This is a genomic window from Pseudomonas sp. NY8896 (assembly GCF_039634505.1).
The window spans coordinates 5,115,895-5,134,046 of record NZ_CP132350.1; the positions used below are offsets into that span (position 1 = coordinate 5,115,895).

Annotated in this window: 18 protein-coding genes and 1 tRNA gene; 4 read left to right on the forward strand and 15 right to left on the reverse strand. The window is 61.9% G+C overall.

Features of this window, described 5'->3' with window-relative positions; all coding sequences use genetic code 11:
- Positions 1-40: 40 nt before the first annotated feature.
- Complete coding sequence (locus Q9451_RS23015) at positions 41-1,096, forward strand: HlyD family secretion protein (RefSeq protein WP_012271179.1); 1,056 nt, start codon at positions 41-43, stop codon at positions 1,094-1,096.
- A 49-nt stretch (positions 1,097-1,145) separates the two neighbouring features.
- A complete protein-coding gene (locus Q9451_RS23020; RefSeq protein ID WP_171577272.1) occupies positions 1,146-2,636 on the forward strand; it encodes an MDR family MFS transporter in 1,491 nt (496 codons plus the stop codon).
- A 71-nt stretch (positions 2,637-2,707) separates the two neighbouring features.
- Here the strand turns inward: Q9451_RS23020 and uvrB are convergent, their stop codons facing one another.
- The gene (gene uvrB / locus Q9451_RS23025) at positions 2,708-4,723 is read right to left on the reverse strand and encodes an excinuclease ABC subunit UvrB (RefSeq protein ID WP_012271177.1); all 2,016 of its coding nucleotides are present in this window, start codon (positions 4,721-4,723) and stop codon (positions 2,708-2,710) included.
- Between the two features lie 287 nt (positions 4,724-5,010).
- Here uvrB and Q9451_RS23030 point away from each other — a divergent pair, with 287 nt between their 5' ends.
- Entirely contained in the window at positions 5,011-6,207 is a 1,197-nt protein-coding gene (locus Q9451_RS23030) for an amino acid aminotransferase (RefSeq protein ID WP_012271176.1), read from the forward strand.
- A 62-nt stretch (positions 6,208-6,269) separates the two neighbouring features.
- Positions 6,270-6,345: transfer RNA gene (locus tag Q9451_RS23035), tRNA-Asn, on the forward strand.
- A gap of 58 nt (positions 6,346-6,403) precedes the next feature.
- Here Q9451_RS23035 and Q9451_RS23040 read toward each other — a convergent pair.
- From Q9451_RS23040 to fabG, 14 genes are all read right to left on the reverse strand, one after another.
- Entirely contained in the window at positions 6,404-6,805 is a 402-nt protein-coding gene (locus Q9451_RS23040; protein ID WP_012271175.1) for a cupin domain-containing protein, read from the reverse strand.
- A 135-nt stretch (positions 6,806-6,940) separates the two neighbouring features.
- Positions 6,941-7,501, reverse strand: a complete 561-nt coding sequence (locus Q9451_RS23045) for a DUF1285 domain-containing protein (RefSeq protein ID WP_012271174.1) — start codon at positions 7,499-7,501, stop codon at positions 6,941-6,943.
- A 10-nt stretch (positions 7,502-7,511) separates the two neighbouring features.
- Entirely contained in the window at positions 7,512-8,117 is a 606-nt protein-coding gene (locus Q9451_RS23050; protein WP_012271173.1) for a DUF4823 domain-containing protein, read from the reverse strand.
- A 66-nt stretch (positions 8,118-8,183) separates the two neighbouring features.
- Complete coding sequence (locus Q9451_RS23055) at positions 8,184-9,152, reverse strand: radical SAM protein (protein WP_012271172.1); 969 nt, start codon at positions 9,150-9,152, stop codon at positions 8,184-8,186.
- A gap of 110 nt (positions 9,153-9,262) precedes the next feature.
- Positions 9,263-9,898: a TetR/AcrR family transcriptional regulator gene (locus tag Q9451_RS23060; protein WP_012271171.1), complete on the reverse strand. Its 636-nt coding sequence runs from the start codon at positions 9,896-9,898 to the stop codon at positions 9,263-9,265.
- Between the two features lie 245 nt (positions 9,899-10,143).
- Entirely contained in the window at positions 10,144-10,419 is a 276-nt protein-coding gene (locus tag Q9451_RS23065; RefSeq protein ID WP_345960789.1) for a hypothetical protein, read from the reverse strand.
- A 662-nt stretch (positions 10,420-11,081) separates the two neighbouring features.
- Positions 11,082-11,864 (reverse strand): TatD family hydrolase, encoded by a 783-nt coding sequence (locus Q9451_RS23070; RefSeq protein ID WP_012271169.1) that lies wholly within the window; start codon positions 11,862-11,864, stop codon positions 11,082-11,084.
- Between the two features lie 30 nt (positions 11,865-11,894).
- Positions 11,895-12,881 carry a DNA polymerase III subunit delta' gene (locus tag Q9451_RS23075; protein ID WP_012271168.1) on the reverse strand — a complete coding sequence of 329 codons (987 nt, stop codon included), beginning with the start codon at positions 12,879-12,881 and terminating at the stop codon, positions 11,895-11,897.
- Complete coding sequence (tmk, locus tag Q9451_RS23080) at positions 12,874-13,506, reverse strand: dTMP kinase (protein WP_012271167.1); 633 nt, start codon at positions 13,504-13,506, stop codon at positions 12,874-12,876. The genes Q9451_RS23075 and tmk overlap by 8 nt, the downstream gene beginning before the upstream one ends.
- 9 nt (positions 13,507-13,515) lie before the next feature.
- On the reverse strand, positions 13,516-14,718 hold the full coding sequence (gene mltG / locus Q9451_RS23085) for an endolytic transglycosylase MltG (RefSeq protein WP_012271166.1): 1,203 nt from the start codon (positions 14,716-14,718) through the stop codon (positions 13,516-13,518).
- A gap of 4 nt (positions 14,719-14,722) precedes the next feature.
- Positions 14,723-15,538 carry an aminodeoxychorismate lyase gene (gene pabC / locus Q9451_RS23090; RefSeq protein ID WP_012271165.1) on the reverse strand — a complete coding sequence of 272 codons (816 nt, stop codon included), beginning with the start codon at positions 15,536-15,538 and terminating at the stop codon, positions 14,723-14,725.
- Positions 15,538-16,782: a beta-ketoacyl-ACP synthase II gene (gene fabF, locus Q9451_RS23095; protein WP_012271164.1), complete on the reverse strand. Its 1,245-nt coding sequence runs from the start codon at positions 16,780-16,782 to the stop codon at positions 15,538-15,540. Before fabF ends, pabC begins: the two co-directional genes overlap by 1 nt.
- Positions 16,783-16,971: 189 nt before the next feature.
- On the reverse strand, positions 16,972-17,208 hold the full coding sequence (gene acpP, locus Q9451_RS23100; RefSeq protein ID WP_012271163.1) for an acyl carrier protein: 237 nt from the start codon (positions 17,206-17,208) through the stop codon (positions 16,972-16,974).
- Positions 17,209-17,411: 203 nt separating this feature from the next.
- Complete coding sequence (gene fabG, locus Q9451_RS23105) at positions 17,412-18,152, reverse strand: 3-oxoacyl-ACP reductase FabG (RefSeq protein ID WP_012271162.1); 741 nt, start codon at positions 18,150-18,152, stop codon at positions 17,412-17,414.

The following is an 18,152-nucleotide window of genomic DNA, read 5'->3' on the forward strand; positions in this document are numbered from 1 at the left end:
CGCTGTTAAATTTGTTTACATTTTTGGAACGATAGTCCCCATGCCTGCTCAACTCAAACGCCGCCTGGCGATCTTCTTTACTCTGGTGGCCATCATCGCCCTCGCCTTCCTGGCCCACTGGTACTTCAAGGGCCGCTTCTACGAGAGCACCGACAATGCCTATGTGCAGGGCGAGATCACCCGTATCTCCAGCCAGCTTGGCGCACGTATCGACACTGTGCCGGTCGAGGACAACCAGCACGTCAACAAGGGCGACCTGCTGGTGCGCCTGGAAGCCGCCGACTTCGAACTGGCTGTCGAGCGCGCACACGCCGCCTTGGCCACCCGCGAAGCCGAGTACGCGCAGGCACAGAGCCGCCTGACCCAACAAGGTAGCCTGATTGCCGCTGGCCAGGCTCAGGTGGCGGCCAACCAGGCCACGTTCGACCGCTCACGCCTGGACCTGAGCCGCGCCGAGAAGTTGCGCAAGCCGGGTTATGTCTCCGAAGAGCGGGTCACCACCCTGTCGGCGGACAGCCATGTTGCCGGCTCCCAGGTCGACAAGGCCCGGGCCGACTTGCAGAGCCAGCGCCAGCAGGTCAACGCCCTGAACGCCGACCTGAAACGCCTGGATGCGCAAATTGCCAACGCCCGCGCCGACCTGGCCCAGGCCGAGCTGAACCTGACCCGCTGCGAAATCCGCGCGCCCATCAGCGGTACCATCGGCCAGCGCAATGCGCGCAATGGCCAGGTGGTACAGGCCGGCGCTTACCTGCTGTCGATCGTGCCGGACGAAGATATCTGGGTGCAGGCCAACTTCAAGGAAACCCAGATTGGCCACATGCAGCCTGGCCAGCGTGCCGAGCTGTTGTTCGACAGCTACCCCGACACCCCCATCGAAGGGCGGGTGGACAGCCTGTTCGCCGCCTCGGGCGCGCAGTTCAGCCTGCTGCCGCCAGACAACGCCACCGGCAACTTCACCAAGGTGGTGCAGCGTATCCCGGTAAAACTCACCTTCAGCGCCGACAACCCGTTGCACGGGCGTATCCGCCCTGGCATGTCGGTCACCGCCACCGTCGACTTGCGCCGCGAAGACGAAGGCCAACATGGCCGGTGATACGTTGCTCCGCCCCACTGCGGAGCCGACTCGGCGCGACTGGATCGCAGTGATGAGCGTGATGCTCGGTGCCTTCATGGCGGTGCTGGACATCCAGATCACCAACTCCTCGTTGAAGGACATTCAGGGCGCATTGTCAGCGACGCTGGAAGAAGGCTCATGGATTTCCACTTCGTACCTGGTGGCGGAAATCATCATGATCCCGCTGACGGCCTGGCTGGTACAGCTGCTGTCGGCGCGGCGCCTGGCCGTGTGGGTATCGGGCGGCTTCCTGCTGTCGTCGCTGCTGTGCTCGATGGCCTGGAACCTGGAGAGCATGATCCTGTTTCGCGCCTTGCAGGGTTTCACCGGCGGCGCGCTGATTCCGCTGGCATTTACCCTGACACTGATCAAGCTGCCCGAGCACCACCGCGCCAAGGGCATGGCGATGTTCGCCATGACCGCCACTTTCGCGCCCTCCATCGGCCCCACCCTGGGCGGCTGGCTGACCGAGAATTGGGGCTGGGAGTACATCTTCTACATCAACATCCCACCAGGCCTGGTGATGATTGCCGGCCTGATGTATGGCCTGGAGAAGAAAGAAGCGCACTGGGAACTGCTGAAAAGCACCGATTACGCCGGCATCGTCACCCTGGGCCTGGGGTTAGGCTGCCTGCAGGTGTTTCTGGAAGAAGGCCACCGCAAGGACTGGCTGGAGTCGAACCTCATCGTCGGCCTGGGGAGTGTGGCCCTGGTCAGCCTGATCACCTTCGTCATCTTGCAGTTTTCCAAACCGCACCCGCTGATCAACCTGCGCATCCTGGGTAACCGCAACTTCGGCCTGTCGAGCATCGCCAGCCTGGGCATGGGTGTGGGCCTGTACGGGTCGATCTACCTGTTGCCGCTGTACCTGGCGCAGGTGCAGGGCTACAACGCCTTGCAGATTGGCGAGGTGATCATGTGGATGGGTATTCCGCAGCTGTTCCTGATCCCCTTGGTGCCGCAACTGATGAAGGTGGTGTCACCCAAGGTGTTGTGCGCGTTGGGGTTCTGCCTGTTCGGGGCTGCCAGTTTCGGCTCTGGGGTGCTCAACCCGGACTTTGCCGGGCCGCAGTTCAACCACATCCAGATCATCCGCGCCCTGGGTCAACCGATGATCATGGTGACCATTTCGCTGATCGCCACAGCGTATATCCAGCCGCAGGATGCAGGGTCGGCGTCGAGCTTGTTCAATATCCTGCGTAACCTGGGCGGGGCCATCGGCATTGCCCTGCTGGCCACCCTGCTGGATGCGCGGACCAAGGTGTATTTCGACTACCTTCGCGAATCGGTGGTGCCGAGCAACCCCCAGGTAGCGGAAAGGCTGGCGCAACTGGCGGAGCGCTTGGGCAATGACAACGCGGCGCTGGGCAAGCTGAGCGAGATTACCCACCAGCAGGCCATGATCATGGCTTACAACGATGCGTTCCATTTTGTCGGGATAGGCTTGGCGGTAAGCATGGTGGCGGTGTTGCTGACCCGGAAGTTGCCGGAAGGGTTGAAAGCCGGGGAAGCACATTAAACACTCAAGGTGCTACGCGGCCACCGTGGGGGCGGCTCTTTCGCGACACAAGGCCGCCCCCACGTCATACTTCAGCTGGTAATCAACCGCTCGCGCAACTGGCTGATCTCGTCGCGCAACTGCGCCGCAGCCTCGAACTCTAGGTCGCGAGCGAACTGCATCATTTTCTCCTCCAACTGCTTGATACGCTTGGTGATCTCGCCCGGCGTACGCAGTTCGGCCTCGTAACGGGCGCTCTCCTCCGCCGCCTTGGCCATGCCCTTGCGCTTCTTGCTGCGCGCGCCAGGTACCGTGGCACCTTCCAGGATGTCGGTGATGTCCTTGACCACGCCCTTGGGCACGATACCGTTGGCCTCGTTGAACGCGATCTGCTTCTCGCGGCGGCGCTCGGTTTCATCGATCGCTCGCTGCATCGAGCCCGTCACATTGTCGGCGTAGAGGATGGCCCGGCCATTGAGGTTACGCGCAGCACGGCCAATGGTCTGAATCAGTGAGCGCTCGGAACGCAGGAAGCCTTCCTTGTCCGCATCGAGGATCGCCACCAGTGACACCTCGGGCATGTCCAAGCCTTCGCGCAGCAGGTTGATACCTACCAGCACGTCGAAGGTGCCCAGGCGCAGGTCACGGATAATCTCCACTCGCTCTACAGTGTCAATGTCCGAGTGCAGATAGCGCACCCGCACGTCGTGATCGGCCAGGTAGTCGCTAAGGTCTTCGGCCATGCGCTTGGTCAGGGTTGTCGCCAGCACACGCTCGCCTGCCGCGACACGCTTGCGGATCTCGGACAACAAGTCATCGACCTGAGTCAGCGCCGGGCGTATTTCGACCTGCGGGTCGACCAGGCCGGTCGGGCGCACCACCTGCTCCACCACGCGCCCGGCATGCTCAGCTTCGTAGGGACCAGGGGTCGCTGAAACGAAAATGGTCTGCGGGCTGACATCCTCCCACTCGTCGAAACGCATCGGCCGGTTGTCCAGTGCCGAAGGCATGCGAAAGCCATACTCGACCAGGGTTTCCTTGCGTGAGCGGTCGCCCTTGTACATGGCGCCGACCTGCGGAACGCTGACGTGGGATTCGTCGATCACCAGCAGCGCATCGGGCGGCAGGTAGTCGTACAGGGTAGGCGGCGGCGCCCCGGCCGGGCGCCCGGACAGATAGCGCGAGTAGTTTTCGATGCCATTGCAGTAGCCAAGCTCGAGGATCATCTCCAGGTCGAAGCGGGTGCGTTGCTCCAGGCGCTGCGCCTCGACCAGCTTGTTGGCCTTGTGCAGGTATTCCAGGCGCTCCTTCAGTTCTTCCTTGATGCCCTCCACTGCTTCCAGCAGCGTTTCACGCGGGGTGACATAGTGGCTCTTGGGATAGAAGGTGAAACGCGGCAGCTTGCGGAAAACCTCGCCGGTCAGCGGGTCGAAGGCGGCGATGTTCTCCACCTCATCATCGAACAGCTCGATGCGGATGGCCTCCAGGTCCGATTCCGCCGGGAAAATGTCGATCACATCGCCCCGCACGCGGAAGGTGGCACGGGCAAAGTCCATTTCATTGCGGGTGTACTGCAAGTCCGCCAAGCGGCGCAGCAGCGCGCGCTGGTCGAGCTTGTCGCCACGGTCCACGTGCAGGACCATTTTCAGGTAGGTCTCGGGGCTGCCCAGGCCATAGATGCACGAGACGGTGGTGACGATGATGGCGTCGCGCCGCTCCAGCAGCGCTTTGGTCGCCGACAGGCGCATCTGCTCGATGTGGTCGTTGATCGAGGCGTCCTTCTCGATGAAGGTGTCCGACGACGGCACGTAGGCTTCCGGCTGGTAGTAGTCGTAATAGGAGACGAAGTACTCCACCGCATTGTTGGGGAAGAACGCCTTGAACTCGCCGTACAGCTGTGCGGCCAGGGTCTTGTTCGGCGCCAGCACCAACGTCGGGCGCTGCACGTGCTGGATGACGTTGGCAATGCTGAAGGTCTTGCCCGAGCCCGTCACGCCGAGCAGCGTCTGGTGCGACAGCCCCGCCTCGATGCCTTCGACCAACTGGCGGATGGCCTCGGGCTGGTCGCCTGCCGGCTGGAAACGGGTGACGAGCTGGAACTCGGACATGACGGACCTCGCAGCGCTGCGGTAACTGTAAATTTAGCCAGTAGTCTATACCCAAATGCGCCCGCTCGGGGGCGCTTTCAAGGCATAGCTGTGAACGCGTGTAACGGTGGACCCGGCAATTAGACCAATGGTCGAAAAATATTTGCGCAAATAACCGGAAAAGCTGCGCCAGAGTGTCGCGGTGACCGGTCGGTATCACTATACTGACTCCCCGTTTGTGCACCGCTTCAGTGCATTCGGCTGGAGCGTGTACGTCCTATCACTCTCCAATCAGAGCCGAAGTAACAATGAGCCTGTTTTCCGCTGTCGAGCTGGCACCCCGCGACCCTATCCTGGGCCTCAACGAAGCATTCAACGCCGACCCACGTACCGACAAGGTCAACCTGGGCGTGGGCGTGTACTGCAATGAGGAAGGCCGCATCCCGCTGCTGCGCGCCGTGATCGAAGCCGAGACCCAGCGTGCCGCACAGCACGCCTCGCGCGGCTACCTGCCGATCGACGGCATCGCCACTTATGACCAGGCCGTGCAAAAGCTGATCTTCGGCGCCGAGTCGCCACTGCTGGCCGCTGGCCGTGTGGTCACCGTACAGGCCGTCGGTGGTACCGGCGCACTGAAAATCGGTGCCGACTTCCTCAAGCGCATCTCGCCTGACGCCGTGGTCGCCATCAGCGACCCAAGCTGGGAAAACCATCGCGCGCTGTTCGAGTCGGCCGGTTTCCCGGTGCAGACCTATCGCTACTACGATGCGCCGACCAACGATGTGAACCGCGGCGGCATGCTGGAAGACCTCAACGCCCTGCCATCGGGCTCGATCGTCGTGCTGCACGCCTGCTGCCACAACCCGACCGGCGTCGACCTGAACCTGGACGACTGGAAAAATGTCCTGGAGGTGGTCAAGGCCAAGGGCCACGTGCCGTTCCTCGACATGGCCTACCAGGGCTTTGGTGATGGCATCGCCGAAGACGCCTTCGCCGTTCGCCTGTTCGCCGAGTCGGGCCTGGAGTTCTTTGTTTCCAGCTCGTTCTCCAAATCGTTCTCGCTGTACGGCGAGCGCGTCGGCGCACTGTCGGTCGTCACCGCCTCCAAGGACGAGAGCACTCGCGTGCTGTCGCAGGTCAAGCGCGTGATCCGCACCACTTACTCCAACCCACCAACCCACGGTGCAACCATCGTAGCCACCGTGCTGAACAGCGCCGAACTGCGCCAGATGTGGGAAACCGAACTGGGCGAAATGCGCCAGCGCATCCACGGCATGCGCAAGCAGATGGTTTCGCTGCTGGCCGAATATGGCGCCAATCGCGACTTCAGCTTCGTTGGCCGCCAGGTCGGCATGTTCTCCTACTCGGGCCTGACCGTTGATCAGGTGGCCCGCCTGAAGAACGATTTCGGCATCTACGCCCTGGACACCGGCCGTATCGCCGTGGCCGCGCTGAACCAGAGCAACATCCATGTGGTCACCAAGGCTATCGTGGAAGTGCTGTAACTCATTGTTTTGCCTAGGGGTGGCTTGACTTCCCCTGGGCAATCAGTAAGATACGCGCAGATTCCGCGATAGCTCAGTCGGTAGAGCAAATGACTGTTAATCATTGGGTCCCTGGTTCGAGTCCAGGTCGCGGAGCCAAACACTGAAAAAGCCCCCAGATGCGCAAGCAACTGGGGGCTTTTTCGTTGCATCGGGTTTATTGGCCCAGCGCTTCGGTCACCGGCTTGCCCTCATCCACCAGGCTCCAGACCAGCAGCTTGGCAGGCTGGGTCTTGCTGGCATTACGTGACACGCTATGCACGGTGCCGGGCGCCTCGTACCAGTACTGGCCGGCCTTGTAGGTCTTTTCCTGCTCGTTATTGAGCTTCGATACCACCGCACCTTCCAGCACGTAGGCCATCACTGCACCTGGGTGCTGATGCGCAGGGGACGCTTCGCCGGGTGCGTAGCTGACGGTAAGCATGACGGCGGTTTTGCCGGGGGCATTCGAGGGTTGTTGCTGCTGCAGGACTGTGACCTGGTCGGCAACGTCGCCGTGGGCCCAGGCGGGGGTTTGGGCGGCGAGCAGAGCGAAAAGGATGAGCGTTGAGGGTTTCATGCTGGGCTTCTCCTGGATGGCAATTGCCAGCAGGTTAGGCCCTGACAGGCTGAAGACAAATGGCCAATCCTGGGGAAAATCAGGAGGCCGATTGTTGCCAGTGCCGGCCTTTCGCGGGCACTGGCAACAGAGCATTCAGCTGCTGCGCCCAATCGGATAAAACTCGCCCTGGCTCCATACTCCAAGCCATTCCTCACCCTCGATCTCACGCGGCACCGCCAGCTCCACCAGTTGGTAGAACACATTGCGGTGTATCAACGCCTCAAGGTTGCTGCGCATCAGCACATACGGCGACGGCTCCTGCGTCACCGGATCGATGACCACCCGCAGAGGATTGTCCGGCCCGGCCTCGACCTGGTCCTCGACATTGCTGGTAAAGCGCAGCACTTGCTGCTTGCCCTCGCCCTGCACGTCCAGCGCTACAGCCACGAACGGGGCATCGTCAACGCGAATGCCAACCTTCTCGACCGGAGTAATCAGGAAATAGTCATCGCCATCGCGGCGAATGATGGTAGAAAACAGCCGCACCATCGGTTTGCGCCCGATCGGCGTGCCCAGGTAGTACCAGGTGCCATCGCGGGCAATGCGCATGTCGATGTCGCCGCAGAAGTCCGGGTTCCACAGATGCACCGGCGGCAGGCCCTTGGCCTTGGGGATCTGCGCCAGAAGGTCATTGGCCTTGCCGGAATCGCTCATCACGCTTGCCTCATTCACTCATGCCCAGAAGGCTACGAGCGTACTCGCGCATCGGCGCACCAAGCAAATCCTCCGGGGTATTGTCGTGGAACGTCAACAAACCGCCACGACTCTTGATGCGGGCGGTGTCGATCAGGTAGCGGGTATTGGTTTCGATCAGCATCATCTGCACCACGCCACTGTCCCAACCCACGCGGTCTACGGCCTGTTCGTCGTACCACTCGTCACCATTGCCGATGCGGTCGTCGGTGCGCGCGAAACGCGTATACAACACGTAATCGGCGCCTACCGAGCGCGCCTGGGCAATGGCCTCCTCCAGGCCCAACGGGCCCTGGGCGCGGCGTACCAGCGGGAAATACTCGACGAAGCTCTTGAAGGCTTGCTCTGCCACTGCGTTCTGCCGTGGCACTGGCCCCTTGCCCGGCGGCACGAATGCACCCTGGCCGATGAAGATGAACGAGTCCGGTTGCAGGCGGATCGACAAGGTGCGGCGGGTTTCACTGTGATCCAGCAGACCGGCATCGCTCATGTGATAGCGAACGCCCTCGCCCATATCACTGACATTCATGCAGCCGCCCAGCGCCATCAGCGCCAGCAGCAAGACCAGGCTACGCATCTTTCCTCCAGTGGCCGGCGACGAAAAACCGGCGAATAGCCGGCGGATGCAGCTTTTGCGCCAGCTTCAGCCACCGATCACCTTCATCACCGTAACGCCCCCGGAAAACGCCAGCTCCTGCTTGTCTGCCAACGCCTTGACCAACAACCGTTGCAGGGCTGGCAGCGCCTGATGGCGTGGCTTTTCCAGCAGGTCACCGACGAAGTGGCGGTTGCCTGACGACAGACAGCCATGCAACCAGCCCGTTGAAGACAGGCGCAACCGTGAGCAGGTACGGCAAAACGGCACAGTCTCGTTGGCGATAACACCGAAGTAGCCCTTGCCGGGGATTTGATAACGCAAGGCAGTGGCATCCAAGGGCGCGTCGACCTGGGCATAGGTATGCTTGCCGCCAATCAGCGTGAGCAGCTGGTCAAGGCCGACGAACTGCTGCAGGAAAGCATTGTGATCACGGGCCAGATGGCCCATGCGCATCAGTTCGATGAAGCGCAACTCGAAGCCGCGCTCAAGACAGTATTCCAGCAGCGGCAGCACCTGGTCGAGGTTCTGCCCACGCATCGGCACCATGTTCACTTTCACCTGCATGCCCAGGGTGCTGGCTTGCTGCATACCCGCCAGCACGCAGGCCAAGTCGCCGCCTCGGGCGATACGGCGGAAGGCTTGCGGGTCGAGGGTGTCGAGGGAAACATTCAGGCGACGAATACCGGCCGCCTGCAACTGCGGCAATTTGCGCTCCAGCAGCTGGCCATTGGTAGTCAGCGAGATATCGTCGAGATCAAGTTTGGCCACGCCAGCCAGAAAGGCGTCCAGGCGCGGGCTGATCAGCGGTTCACCGCCGGTGATGCGCAGGCGCTCGACGCCGGCAGCTTCGATCAGGTAGGCCACGCCACGGGCCAGGGAGTCTGCTGAGAGTTCGTCCTGCGCCGCCACCAGGCGCTTACCGTCGGGTACGCAGTAAGTGCAGGCGTAATTGCAGGCAGCCGTCAGGCTGACACGCAGGTTGCGAAAGCGCCTGCCTTGACGATCGACAATCATGAATGACTCCGGCATGGATGATGAGGGGCAGGCGAAACCTGACTCATAAATCAGGTTTTTGCAAGCCCCCACCGCACCCTACCGGCTTCAGCGGGAAGTGACGAAGCGCTTCAGTTGGTTGGTTCCGGGTCGCGCTTACGCTTGTTGCCCATACGCACGCCAATGTCCATCAGAAACTGGAAGAAGCCTTCCTGGTCTTCCAATACATTGCTCCAGAACGGCGAGTGGTACAGCGCCACGGCGCCATGCACCAGCGCCCAGGCGGCGCAGTAATGGAAGTACGGCGGCACGTCTTCGAGTTTACCTTCGCTGATACGACCCTTGATCAGTTGGGTCAGGCGATCGAAGTTGGAAGCGCGGATGCTGTGCAACTGCTCGACCATTTCTGGCACCTGGTTGCCCTTGACCACCTTTTCTTCAAGGCGATCGAACAGCCGGTAACGTTGCGGATCGCGCATGCGGAACTCGAAGTAGGCGCGCGACAGGGCTTCCTTGTCACGGTCGACATCGGCCGAGTGCAACAGCGCGTTCAGGTCGCGCTCGTAGTCGAGCATCAGGCGCAGGTAGATTTCCGCCTTGGACTTGAAGTGCTTGTAGATCGTGCCTTTGCCGATGCCCACGGCGTCGGCGATCATCTCGACGGTGACGCTGTCTTCGCCCTGTTCGAGAAACAGCTTGAGCGCGGTGTCGAGGATTTCCTGTTCGCGACGGCGAAACTCACGGACCTTACGAGGTTCTTTCTGCATGGGAAGGACTGGATGACAATCGAAGCGGTTTATTATGCCTAACTTGCGGGAAATTGCACGGATCATCCAAGCATGGCAGTGTTTCACGATGCATACGGCCATGCGATGCGGGAGGAACGGAACGGCGGCGTATTCCAAATCTGTTTAAAAAACGACCAATATGCACTGGCACTGCGCCAAACCTGACCAATACTTGAAGTGTTGGCGCGGCGCATCCCCCCCAAGTGGCGCGCCGATAAAGGTGCTCAGGGACCGCGTACCTTTGTTTTACTCCTAATGGTCTTAACCCGGATTCCTCCCCCAGAACCCGGGTTTTTTTTGCTTACGCGACGGGCCGCAAAGCGGCCCGCACTCCCGCTCGACATTTGTACTGTGCTTTTGATCTTGATCTTGATCTTGATCTTGATCTTGATCTTGATCTTGATCTTGATCTTGATCTTGATCTTGATCTTGATCTTGATCTTGATCTTCGCGACTTCAGGAGGCCGAGCGCAGGCCTTGCGGAGGGAGGTGACGGGCATGGATGCCCGTCAAGCGCTGGGCCCCAGGATGGGGCCTGCAGCGCGGTCCTCCCGGGAGCAAGGCCGGAGTGAGGGAACCCCGGAGCGCAGCGCAGGGGCCGGATGATGGGAGCGCAGCGTTTTTTGGTTACTTTTTGTCGCGTTTGACAAAAAGTGACTCGCCGTAAGGGCGAAAAGGTGAGTCAGCGTCGCCATCGCAAACGGACTGTTCGCTGAGTCAAAACAGACAAATTCTGCTTTTTGCTTTTTGCTTTTTGCTTTTTGCTTTTTGGATATGGGCCTTCACACCGAGTAAACATTCATTCGCGCGGGTGGCGCACAGTCACCTTTCCGCCCTTACGGCGGGTCCCTTTTTGTCGTGGCAAAAAGGAACCAAAAACCGTCCGCTCCCATCATCCGGCCCCTACGCTACGCTTCGGGGTCCCCTCGCTCCGGGCTTGCTCCCGGGAGGACCGCGCTGCAGGCCCCATCCTGGGGCCCAGCGCTTGACGGGCATCCATGCCCGTCACCTCCCTCCGCAAGCCCTGCGCTCGGCCTCCTGAAGTCGCAATCTGCGTCGCCTGAACTACCGCGCGCTTAGAAGCAAAAGCCGAAGCAAGAGCAAGAGCAAGAGCAAGAGCAAGAGCAAGAGCAAGAGCAAGAGCAATCAGGCTCGTGCTCTATCAGGCCACCCGCGCCAACGGGAACAACCGCTTGAAGTTGGCGGTGGTCTGCTCGGCCAGTTGCTCATAACTGGCCCCGCGCAACGAAGCCACATACTCCGCCACTTCCCGCACATACTGCGGCAAGTTCGGCTTGCCGCGATACGGAATCGGAGCCAGATAAGGCGAATCGGTCTCCACCAGCAACCGATCAACCGGCACCTGCCGCGCCACCTCACGCAGGGCATCAGCATTGCGGAAGGTCACAATGCCAGACAGCGAAATGTAATACCCCAGGTCCAGTGCGGCCTTGGCCATGTCCCAATCCTCGGTAAAGCAGTGCAGCACGCCAGCCTGCGGCAAGCTGGCCTCGCGCAACAGCGCCAAGGTATCGGCACGGGCCGCCCGTGTATGCACGATCACCGGTTTGCCGGTCTGCCGCGAGGCCTCCAGGTGCAAGCGGAACGAGGCCTGCTGCAGCTCGGCAGCCTCCGGCTCGTAGTGGTAATCCAGCCCGGTTTCGCCAATCGCCACTGCATGCGGGTGGGCCAGTTCGCGCAACAGCCATTCCAGCGCCGGGGTTTCGCCTGGAGCCAAGTCCAGCGGGTGCACACCCACCGAGCAGTCGACGTCAGCGTACTGCTCGCTAAGCGCCTTCACCGCGCCAGCATTCTCGGCACTCACGCCAATGCACAGGAAATGCCCGACCCCGCGCTCACGCGCCGCCTGCAGGGCAGCATCGAGCGAGCCCTGGTGGGCGCTGAGGTCAAGACGGTCGAGGTGGCAATGGGAATCTACAAGCATGGGATAACAGCACACATGAAAAATGGGATATCAGCGGGCGCCGGGCAGTTGCAGCCAGTGGGCCAGCAGCGATTCAAGCAGCAGGGCACGGTTGAGGTTGGCCTTGCCCAGCACCTTCTGGCGCTGCTCAAGGATCCACGCCTGCACCTCCAGCACCTTGGCCTGACGGCTCTTCTGCGCAAGGTATTGCACCACCTTGCGCATATCCGCCAAGCCTAACCCCTCCTCGTCCTGGGTCAACTGGTAGCGCAGGATCAGGTGCGCCCAATCGCAGAACCAGTCGAACAGCCGCAACAACGGTACAGCGTTCCAGGCGTCGGCCAACTGGCTGGGCGATTGCTGCTGCTTGAGCAGCTTCTTCACCCCGTCGGTAACCAGCGCGCGTTGCTCGCGCACACCCTGAGCCTGCAGGCTAACCGCCATCAATGGCGAACCGGCGGCCAGGGTCAGCAGCTCATCGCGCTCAGCCTCATCACTGTCGGGCAACGCGCCAGCCAGCCAAGCCTGGCTCTGGGCCAGGCTGGGCTGCGGGCAGGCAACCTGCTGGCAACGACTCTTGATCGTTGGCAACAGGCGACTTGGCTGATGCGTGACCAACAGCAGCACGGTATCGCCGGAAGGCTCTTCAAGGCTTTTCAGCAGCGCGTTGGAGGCGTTGACGTTCATCGCTTCCACCGGCTCGATCAACACCACCTTGCGCCCACCCAGTTGCGCCGTCTGCACCACGAAGGCCACCAGCTCACGGACCTGGTCGACCTTGATCGGTTTGTCGGCTTCCTCGGGTTCGAGGACAAAGTTGTCCGGGTGGCTGCCAGCCTTGAGCAACAGGCACGACTTGCACTCGCCACAGGCCTCCAAGCCCAGCGGTCGCTGGCACATGAGGCGGGCCATCAGGCGCTCGGCCAACGCTCGCTTGCCGATGCCTTGGGGCCCGTGCAGCAAGTACGCATGGGCGTGCTGGCTGCGCCCAGCCAGTTGCTGCCACAGCGCTTCCTGCCAAGGGTAGGCCTCAGCCACGGCAACGCTCCACAATGCCTGGCAGCAGAGCGTCGATGTCACGCTGCACGGCCTCCAGGGATTGTGCGGCATCAAGCAAGCTGTAGCGCTGCGGCGCACGCTGGGCGCGCTGCAGGTACGCCTGGCGCACGGCTTCGAAGAAGGCCTGGCCCTCCTGCTCGAAACGGTCCAGGCGGCCACGGGCTGCGGCGCGGGCCAGGCCCACCTCCACCGGCAGGTCGAAGACCAAGGTCAGGTCCGGGCGCAGGCCGCCCTGGACGAACTGCTCCAGGGTTGCGATACGCTCGACCGACAAACCACGGCCACCGCCCTGATAGGCATAGGTGGCATCGGTGAAACGATCACACAGCACCACGGCCCCACGGGCCAATGCCGGACGGATCACCTGCGCCAAGTGCTGGGCGCGCGCGGCGAACACCAGCAGCAGTTCAGTGTCGGCCGCCATGCTTTCATCACTGGGCGCCAGCAGCAGTTCGCGCACCCTTTCCGCCAACGGTGTACCACCAGGCTCACGGGTCAGCACCACGTCCAGGCCGTGCTCGCGCAGGCGCGCGGCCAGGTAGTCGCGATTGGTGCTCTTGCCCGCGCCTTCGGGGCCTTCCAAAGTAATAAACAAGCCGCTCACAGGCAGTCCTCAATGTTGTTCGTCAGGCGTTGGCCGTTCGGCCGCTTGCGCACCGCCGGCAGGGGCATCCTGCACGGGCGGTTCATCGGGCGCTGGCTGCGCGGCCGGCTCGTCCGCCGCTGGCGGCTCAGGCTGCTGCGCGTCGTCGGCGTCATCCACGCCTGGCTTGGTGTCTTGCTGCGGCGCGGGGCTGGAACGGTAGTCCGCCCGGCGCTTGAGCTGGAACTCGCGCACCGCCGAGTTATGATCATCGAGGTCATCGGAGAACACATGGCTGCCATCGCCACGAGCGACGAAGTACAGGCTGGTGCCATCGGACGGGTTCAGCGCCGCGTGAATAGCCTCGCGGCCAACCATGGCGATCGGGGTCGGCGGCAGGCCTGTCATGGTGTAGGTGTTGTAGGGCGTAGGCTCGCGCAGGTCGGCGCGGGTGATCTTGCCGTTGTAGCGTTCACCCATGCCGTAGATCACTGTCGGGTCGGTCTGCAGCATCATGCCCAGGCGCATGCGCCTCACGAACACGCCGGCAATCTGCCCGCGCTCCTGCGGAATTCCGGTTTCCTTTTCCACAAGGGAGGCCATGATCAACGCCTGGTACGGGTCGCGATACGGCAGGTCGGTCGTGCGTTCGGCCCACTCCTTGGCCAACACTTCATCCAGGCGCATGTAGGCCTGCTGCAGCAACTCGACGTCACTCATGCCCCGTACGAAGCGGTAGGTGTCCGGGAAGAAGCGGCCTTCGGGGAACACACCGGTATGGCCGAGCTTGTCCATGACCTCGGCGTCCGACAAGCCCTCCAGGGTATGTTTGATCTTTTCATGCTTGGCCACGGCCGAGCGCACCTGGCGGAAGGTCCAGCCTTCGACCAAGGTCAGGTTGTACTGCACCACGTCGCCCCGGCGCCAGGCATCGAACAGCTGCTCGACGGTCATGCCGGGGGTAAGGCGATACTCTCCGGTATGCAGCGGGGTACCCGCCATGTTGAAGCGCCAGTACAAGCGCAACCAGACGGCGTCGTCGAGCAACCCTTCCGTTTGCATGCGATAGAACATGCGGTTGGGGGTAGTACCATTGGGCACGTCGAGCAGGCGCTCCTGCGTCACGTGCAAGGGCTGCTCCAGGACCGAGTTGACCTTCCAGGCCGACCAGCCTAGCGCCAGGCCGGCGAGGATCAGACCCATTTCCAGCAACAGCAGGAATTTACGTCTCACGAATTCAGGTTTCCAGTAACGTACGGGCAACGGCCTGCAGTGTTCGGGTGAGCGGGCCCGGCGACCAGTTTAGCGCGGCTACGCCACGTACGGGCCAGACACCGTAGACGCTGTTGCAAACAAATACTTCATCAGCCTGCTCCAGCGCATCGTAGGGCAGGTCGCAGACCTGCACCACAATACCCAGCAGTTGGGCCTGCTCCAGCAACGCGCCACGCATCACCCCAGCCACACCACAACGGCCAAGGTCGGCGGTGAGCAGCACGCCATCACGTACAAGGAACAGATTGCTGTACACCCCTTCGATCACCCTGCCCTGCCCGTCACGCATCAACCCTTCGGCATGTTCACTGTCCTGCCACTCGGCACGGGCCAGTACCTGCTCAAGGCGATTGAGGTGTTTGAGGCCAGCCAGCAAGGGTTGTTCCCCAAGGCGTGTCTGGCAAGGGAACAAACGCACGCCGTGTTCGGCATGCTCGACAGGATAGCTGGGTAATGGGCTGCCTTGCAGGATGCGCCGCGGCGCGGCACCCGCAACCGGCGCATAGCCACGCTGGCTGTCGCCACGCGTAAGAATGAGTTTGGCGACGCCTTCACCGAGCTGGCTGGCGTAACGCAGCAGTTCGTCGCGCACCAGCGCCAGGTCGGCGCCGATCGCCAGGCGCTGACACCCCAGCGCCAGGCGTGCGAGATGACCGTCCAGCAAGCTGGGCCGACCGCCACGCACGGCGATGGTTTCGAACAACCCATCGCCGTAGGCCAGGCCGCGATTCTGCAGGTTGACTGCAGTCGCCGGCTGGCCATCGATCCAGCTGTGCATCAACCGGCGAACCGGCGGAACACCAGCGAGCCGTTGGTGCCGCCAAAGCCGAACGAGTTGGACAACACCACGTCGATCGGCATGCTGCGCGCCTGGTGTGGCACGAAGTCGAGGTCGCAACCTTCGTCCGGCTCGTCCAGGTTGATGGTGGGCGGGGCCATCTGGCTGTTGATGGCCAGCACGCTGAAGATCGCTTCCACCGCACCCGCGGCACCCAGCAAGTGGCCGGTCATCGACTTGGTCGAGCTGACCGCCAGCTTGTAGGCATGCTCGCCGAATACGCGCTTGATCGCAGCCACTTCGGCCACATCGCCCGCTGGGGTCGAGGTGCCGTGGGCGTTGATGTAGCTGACTTCTTCCGGCTGGATGCCAGCATCGCGCAGCGCGTTGGCCATGCAGCGGGCAGCGCCTTCACCGGTGTCGGGTGGCGAAGTCATGTGGTAGGCGTCGCCGCTCATGCCAAAGCCAACCAGCTCGGCGTAGATGGTCGCACCACGGGCCTTGGCATGCTCCAGCTCTTCGAGTACCAGGGCACCGGCACCGTCGGACAGCACAAAGCCGTCACGGCCCTTGTCCCACGGGCGGCTGGCACGGCTTGGCTCGTCGTTGCGGGTGGACAGTGCACGCGAAGCACCGAAACCGCCCATGCCCAGGCCGCAGGCTGCCATTTCGGCACCACCGGCGATCATCACGTCAGCTTCACCGTAGGCGATATTGCGCGCGGCCATGCCGATGCAATGGGTGCCGGTGGTGCAAGCGGTGGCGATGGCGTAATTCGGCCCTTGCAGACCCAGGTGGATCGACAGGAACCCGGAGATCATGTTGATGATCGAACCTGGCACAAAAAACGGCGAAATGCGGCGCGGCCCCGAATCGTGCAGGGTGCGGCTGGTTTCTTCGATGTTGGTCAGACCACCGATACCCGAGCCCATGGCCACGCCAATACGCTCGCGGTTGGCGTCGGTGACCTCCAGGCCAGCATTACGCACCGCCTGGAAACCGGCCGCCAGGCCGTACTGGATGAACAGGTCAAGCTTGCGGGCCTCTTTGGCCGACAGGTACTGCTCAACCTCGAAGCCTTTCACCGAGCCGCCAAAACGGGTGGAGTAGGCAGACAGGTCCGTGTGTTCGATCGGACCGATGCCACTGCGGCCAGCCAGAATGCCCTGCCAGGTGCTCGGTACATCGGTACCCAGTGGCGACAGCATACCCATACCGGTGACCACGACGCGTCTACGCGACACAGTACTCTCCTTTTCTAATAACAGAGTCTCTTGCGATTACATTCAAGCGCTGGAATGGAATGGCAACAGGCTCTTGGTGCGCGGTGAGCGAAGCCGGCTCGCCAAGATGCAGCGCGTTCGCAAAGAAAAAACCGCACGCCGGCAAAGGCAGTGCGGTTTTTCTCGTCAAGAAGCGACGACTACAGCGTCTTAGGCCTTGTGGCTGTTGACGTAGTCGATAGCGGCTTGAACGGTAGTGATTTTCTCGGCTTCTTCGTCAGGGATTTCGGTCTCGAATTCCTCTTCCAGAGCCATCACCAGCTCAACGGTGTCAAGCGAATCGGCACCCAGGTCATCGACGAAGGACTTCTCGTTGGTCACTTCATCTTCCTTCACGCCCAGTTGCTCGGCGACGATTTTCTTGACGCGTTCTTCGATGGTGCTCATACCTAGTTTTCACTCCTAATGGACATATGTCAGGCAGCTGGCCGGTGGCTAATTTTATAGAAAGACGTTCGCTTTTCAAGCGAAACGCACCTTCAGGCTAGTCACCGCACCCGCTGCCTGGAATCTGGTTGCAGCTTTATAACGGATTTTAGGCTCGCAGTATGACTCTTTTTTTACGAAATCCGTCACATTGAGTTGCAGTGTTACATGTACATCCCGCCGTTGACCGGCACGGTAGCGCCAGTCACGTAGGCTGCACCGTCGGACGCCAGGAACGAAACCACCTTGGCGATTTCGTCGGCCTGGCCCAGGCGGCCCAGCGGAATCTGGGTCTGCAGGGCTTCGCGCTGCGCTTCTGGCAGTTCGCGGGTCATGTCGGTGTCGATGAAGCCCGGGGTCACCGAATTGACGGTGATGCCGCGCGAACCCACTTCACGCGCCAGGGCACGGCTGAAGCCTTCCAGGCCAGCCTTGGCGGCCGCGTAGTTGGCCTGGCCAGCGTTGCCCATGGCACCGACGACCGAGCCGATGCTGATGATACGGCCCCAGCGTGCCTTGGTCATGCCGCGCAGCACGCCCTTGGACAGACGGTAGAGGCTGTTCAGGTTGGTGTCGATCACGTCGAACCACTCATCGTCCTTCATGCGCAGCATGAGGTTGTCGCGAGTGATGCCGGCGTTGTTGACCAGGATTGCCGGTGCGCCGAACTGCTCGGCGATGGCGCCCAGCACAGCTTCGACGGACTCGGCGCTGGTCACGTTCAGTTCCATGCCGGTACCGGCGATACCGTGCTCTTTCAGGGTGGCAGCGATGCGCTCGGCACCGGACGCCGAAGTGGCGGTGCCGATCACGGTCGCACCCTGGCGGCCCAGCTCGAGGGCGATGGCCTGGCCAATGCCACGGCTGGCGCCGGTGACCAGTGCAACTTTACCTTGCAGGCTCAT

Excerpts from the sequence above, each read along its gene's own strand:
- Q9451_RS23055 (WP_012271172.1), bottom strand. The coding sequence starts at position 9,152 with ATGATTGTCGATCGTCAAGGCAGGCGCTTTCGCAACCTGCGTGTCAGC.
- Q9451_RS23060 (WP_012271171.1), bottom strand. The coding sequence starts at position 9,898 with ATGCAGAAAGAACCTCGTAAGGTCCGTGAGTTTCGCCGTCGCGAACAG.
- Q9451_RS23015 (WP_012271179.1), top strand. The coding sequence starts at position 41 with ATGCCTGCTCAACTCAAACGCCGCCTGGCGATCTTCTTTACTCTGGTG.
- Q9451_RS23050 (WP_012271173.1), bottom strand. The coding sequence starts at position 8,117 with ATGCGTAGCCTGGTCTTGCTGCTGGCGCTGATGGCGCTGGGCGGCTGC.
- fabG (WP_012271162.1), bottom strand. The coding sequence starts at position 18,152 with ATGAGCCTGCAAGGTAAAGTTGCACTGGTCACCGGCGCCAGCCGTGGC.
- acpP (WP_012271163.1), bottom strand. The coding sequence starts at position 17,208 with ATGAGCACCATCGAAGAACGCGTCAAGAAAATCGTCGCCGAGCAACTG.
- Q9451_RS23040 (WP_012271175.1), bottom strand. The coding sequence starts at position 6,805 with ATGAAACCCTCAACGCTCATCCTTTTCGCTCTGCTCGCCGCCCAAACC.
- pabC (WP_012271165.1), bottom strand. The coding sequence starts at position 15,538 with ATGCACAGCTGGATCGATGGCCAGCCGGCGACTGCAGTCAACCTGCAG.
- Q9451_RS23045 (WP_012271174.1), bottom strand. The coding sequence starts at position 7,501 with ATGAGCGATTCCGGCAAGGCCAATGACCTTCTGGCGCAGATCCCCAAG.
- Q9451_RS23030 (WP_012271176.1), top strand. The coding sequence starts at position 5,011 with ATGAGCCTGTTTTCCGCTGTCGAGCTGGCACCCCGCGACCCTATCCTG.
- Q9451_RS23065 (WP_345960789.1), bottom strand. The coding sequence starts at position 10,419 with ATGCCCGTCACCTCCCTCCGCAAGGCCTGCGCTCGGCCTCCTGAAGTC.
- uvrB (WP_012271177.1), bottom strand. The coding sequence starts at position 4,723 with ATGTCCGAGTTCCAGCTCGTCACCCGTTTCCAGCCGGCAGGCGACCAG.
- Q9451_RS23070 (WP_012271169.1), bottom strand. The coding sequence starts at position 11,864 with ATGCTTGTAGATTCCCATTGCCACCTCGACCGTCTTGACCTCAGCGCC.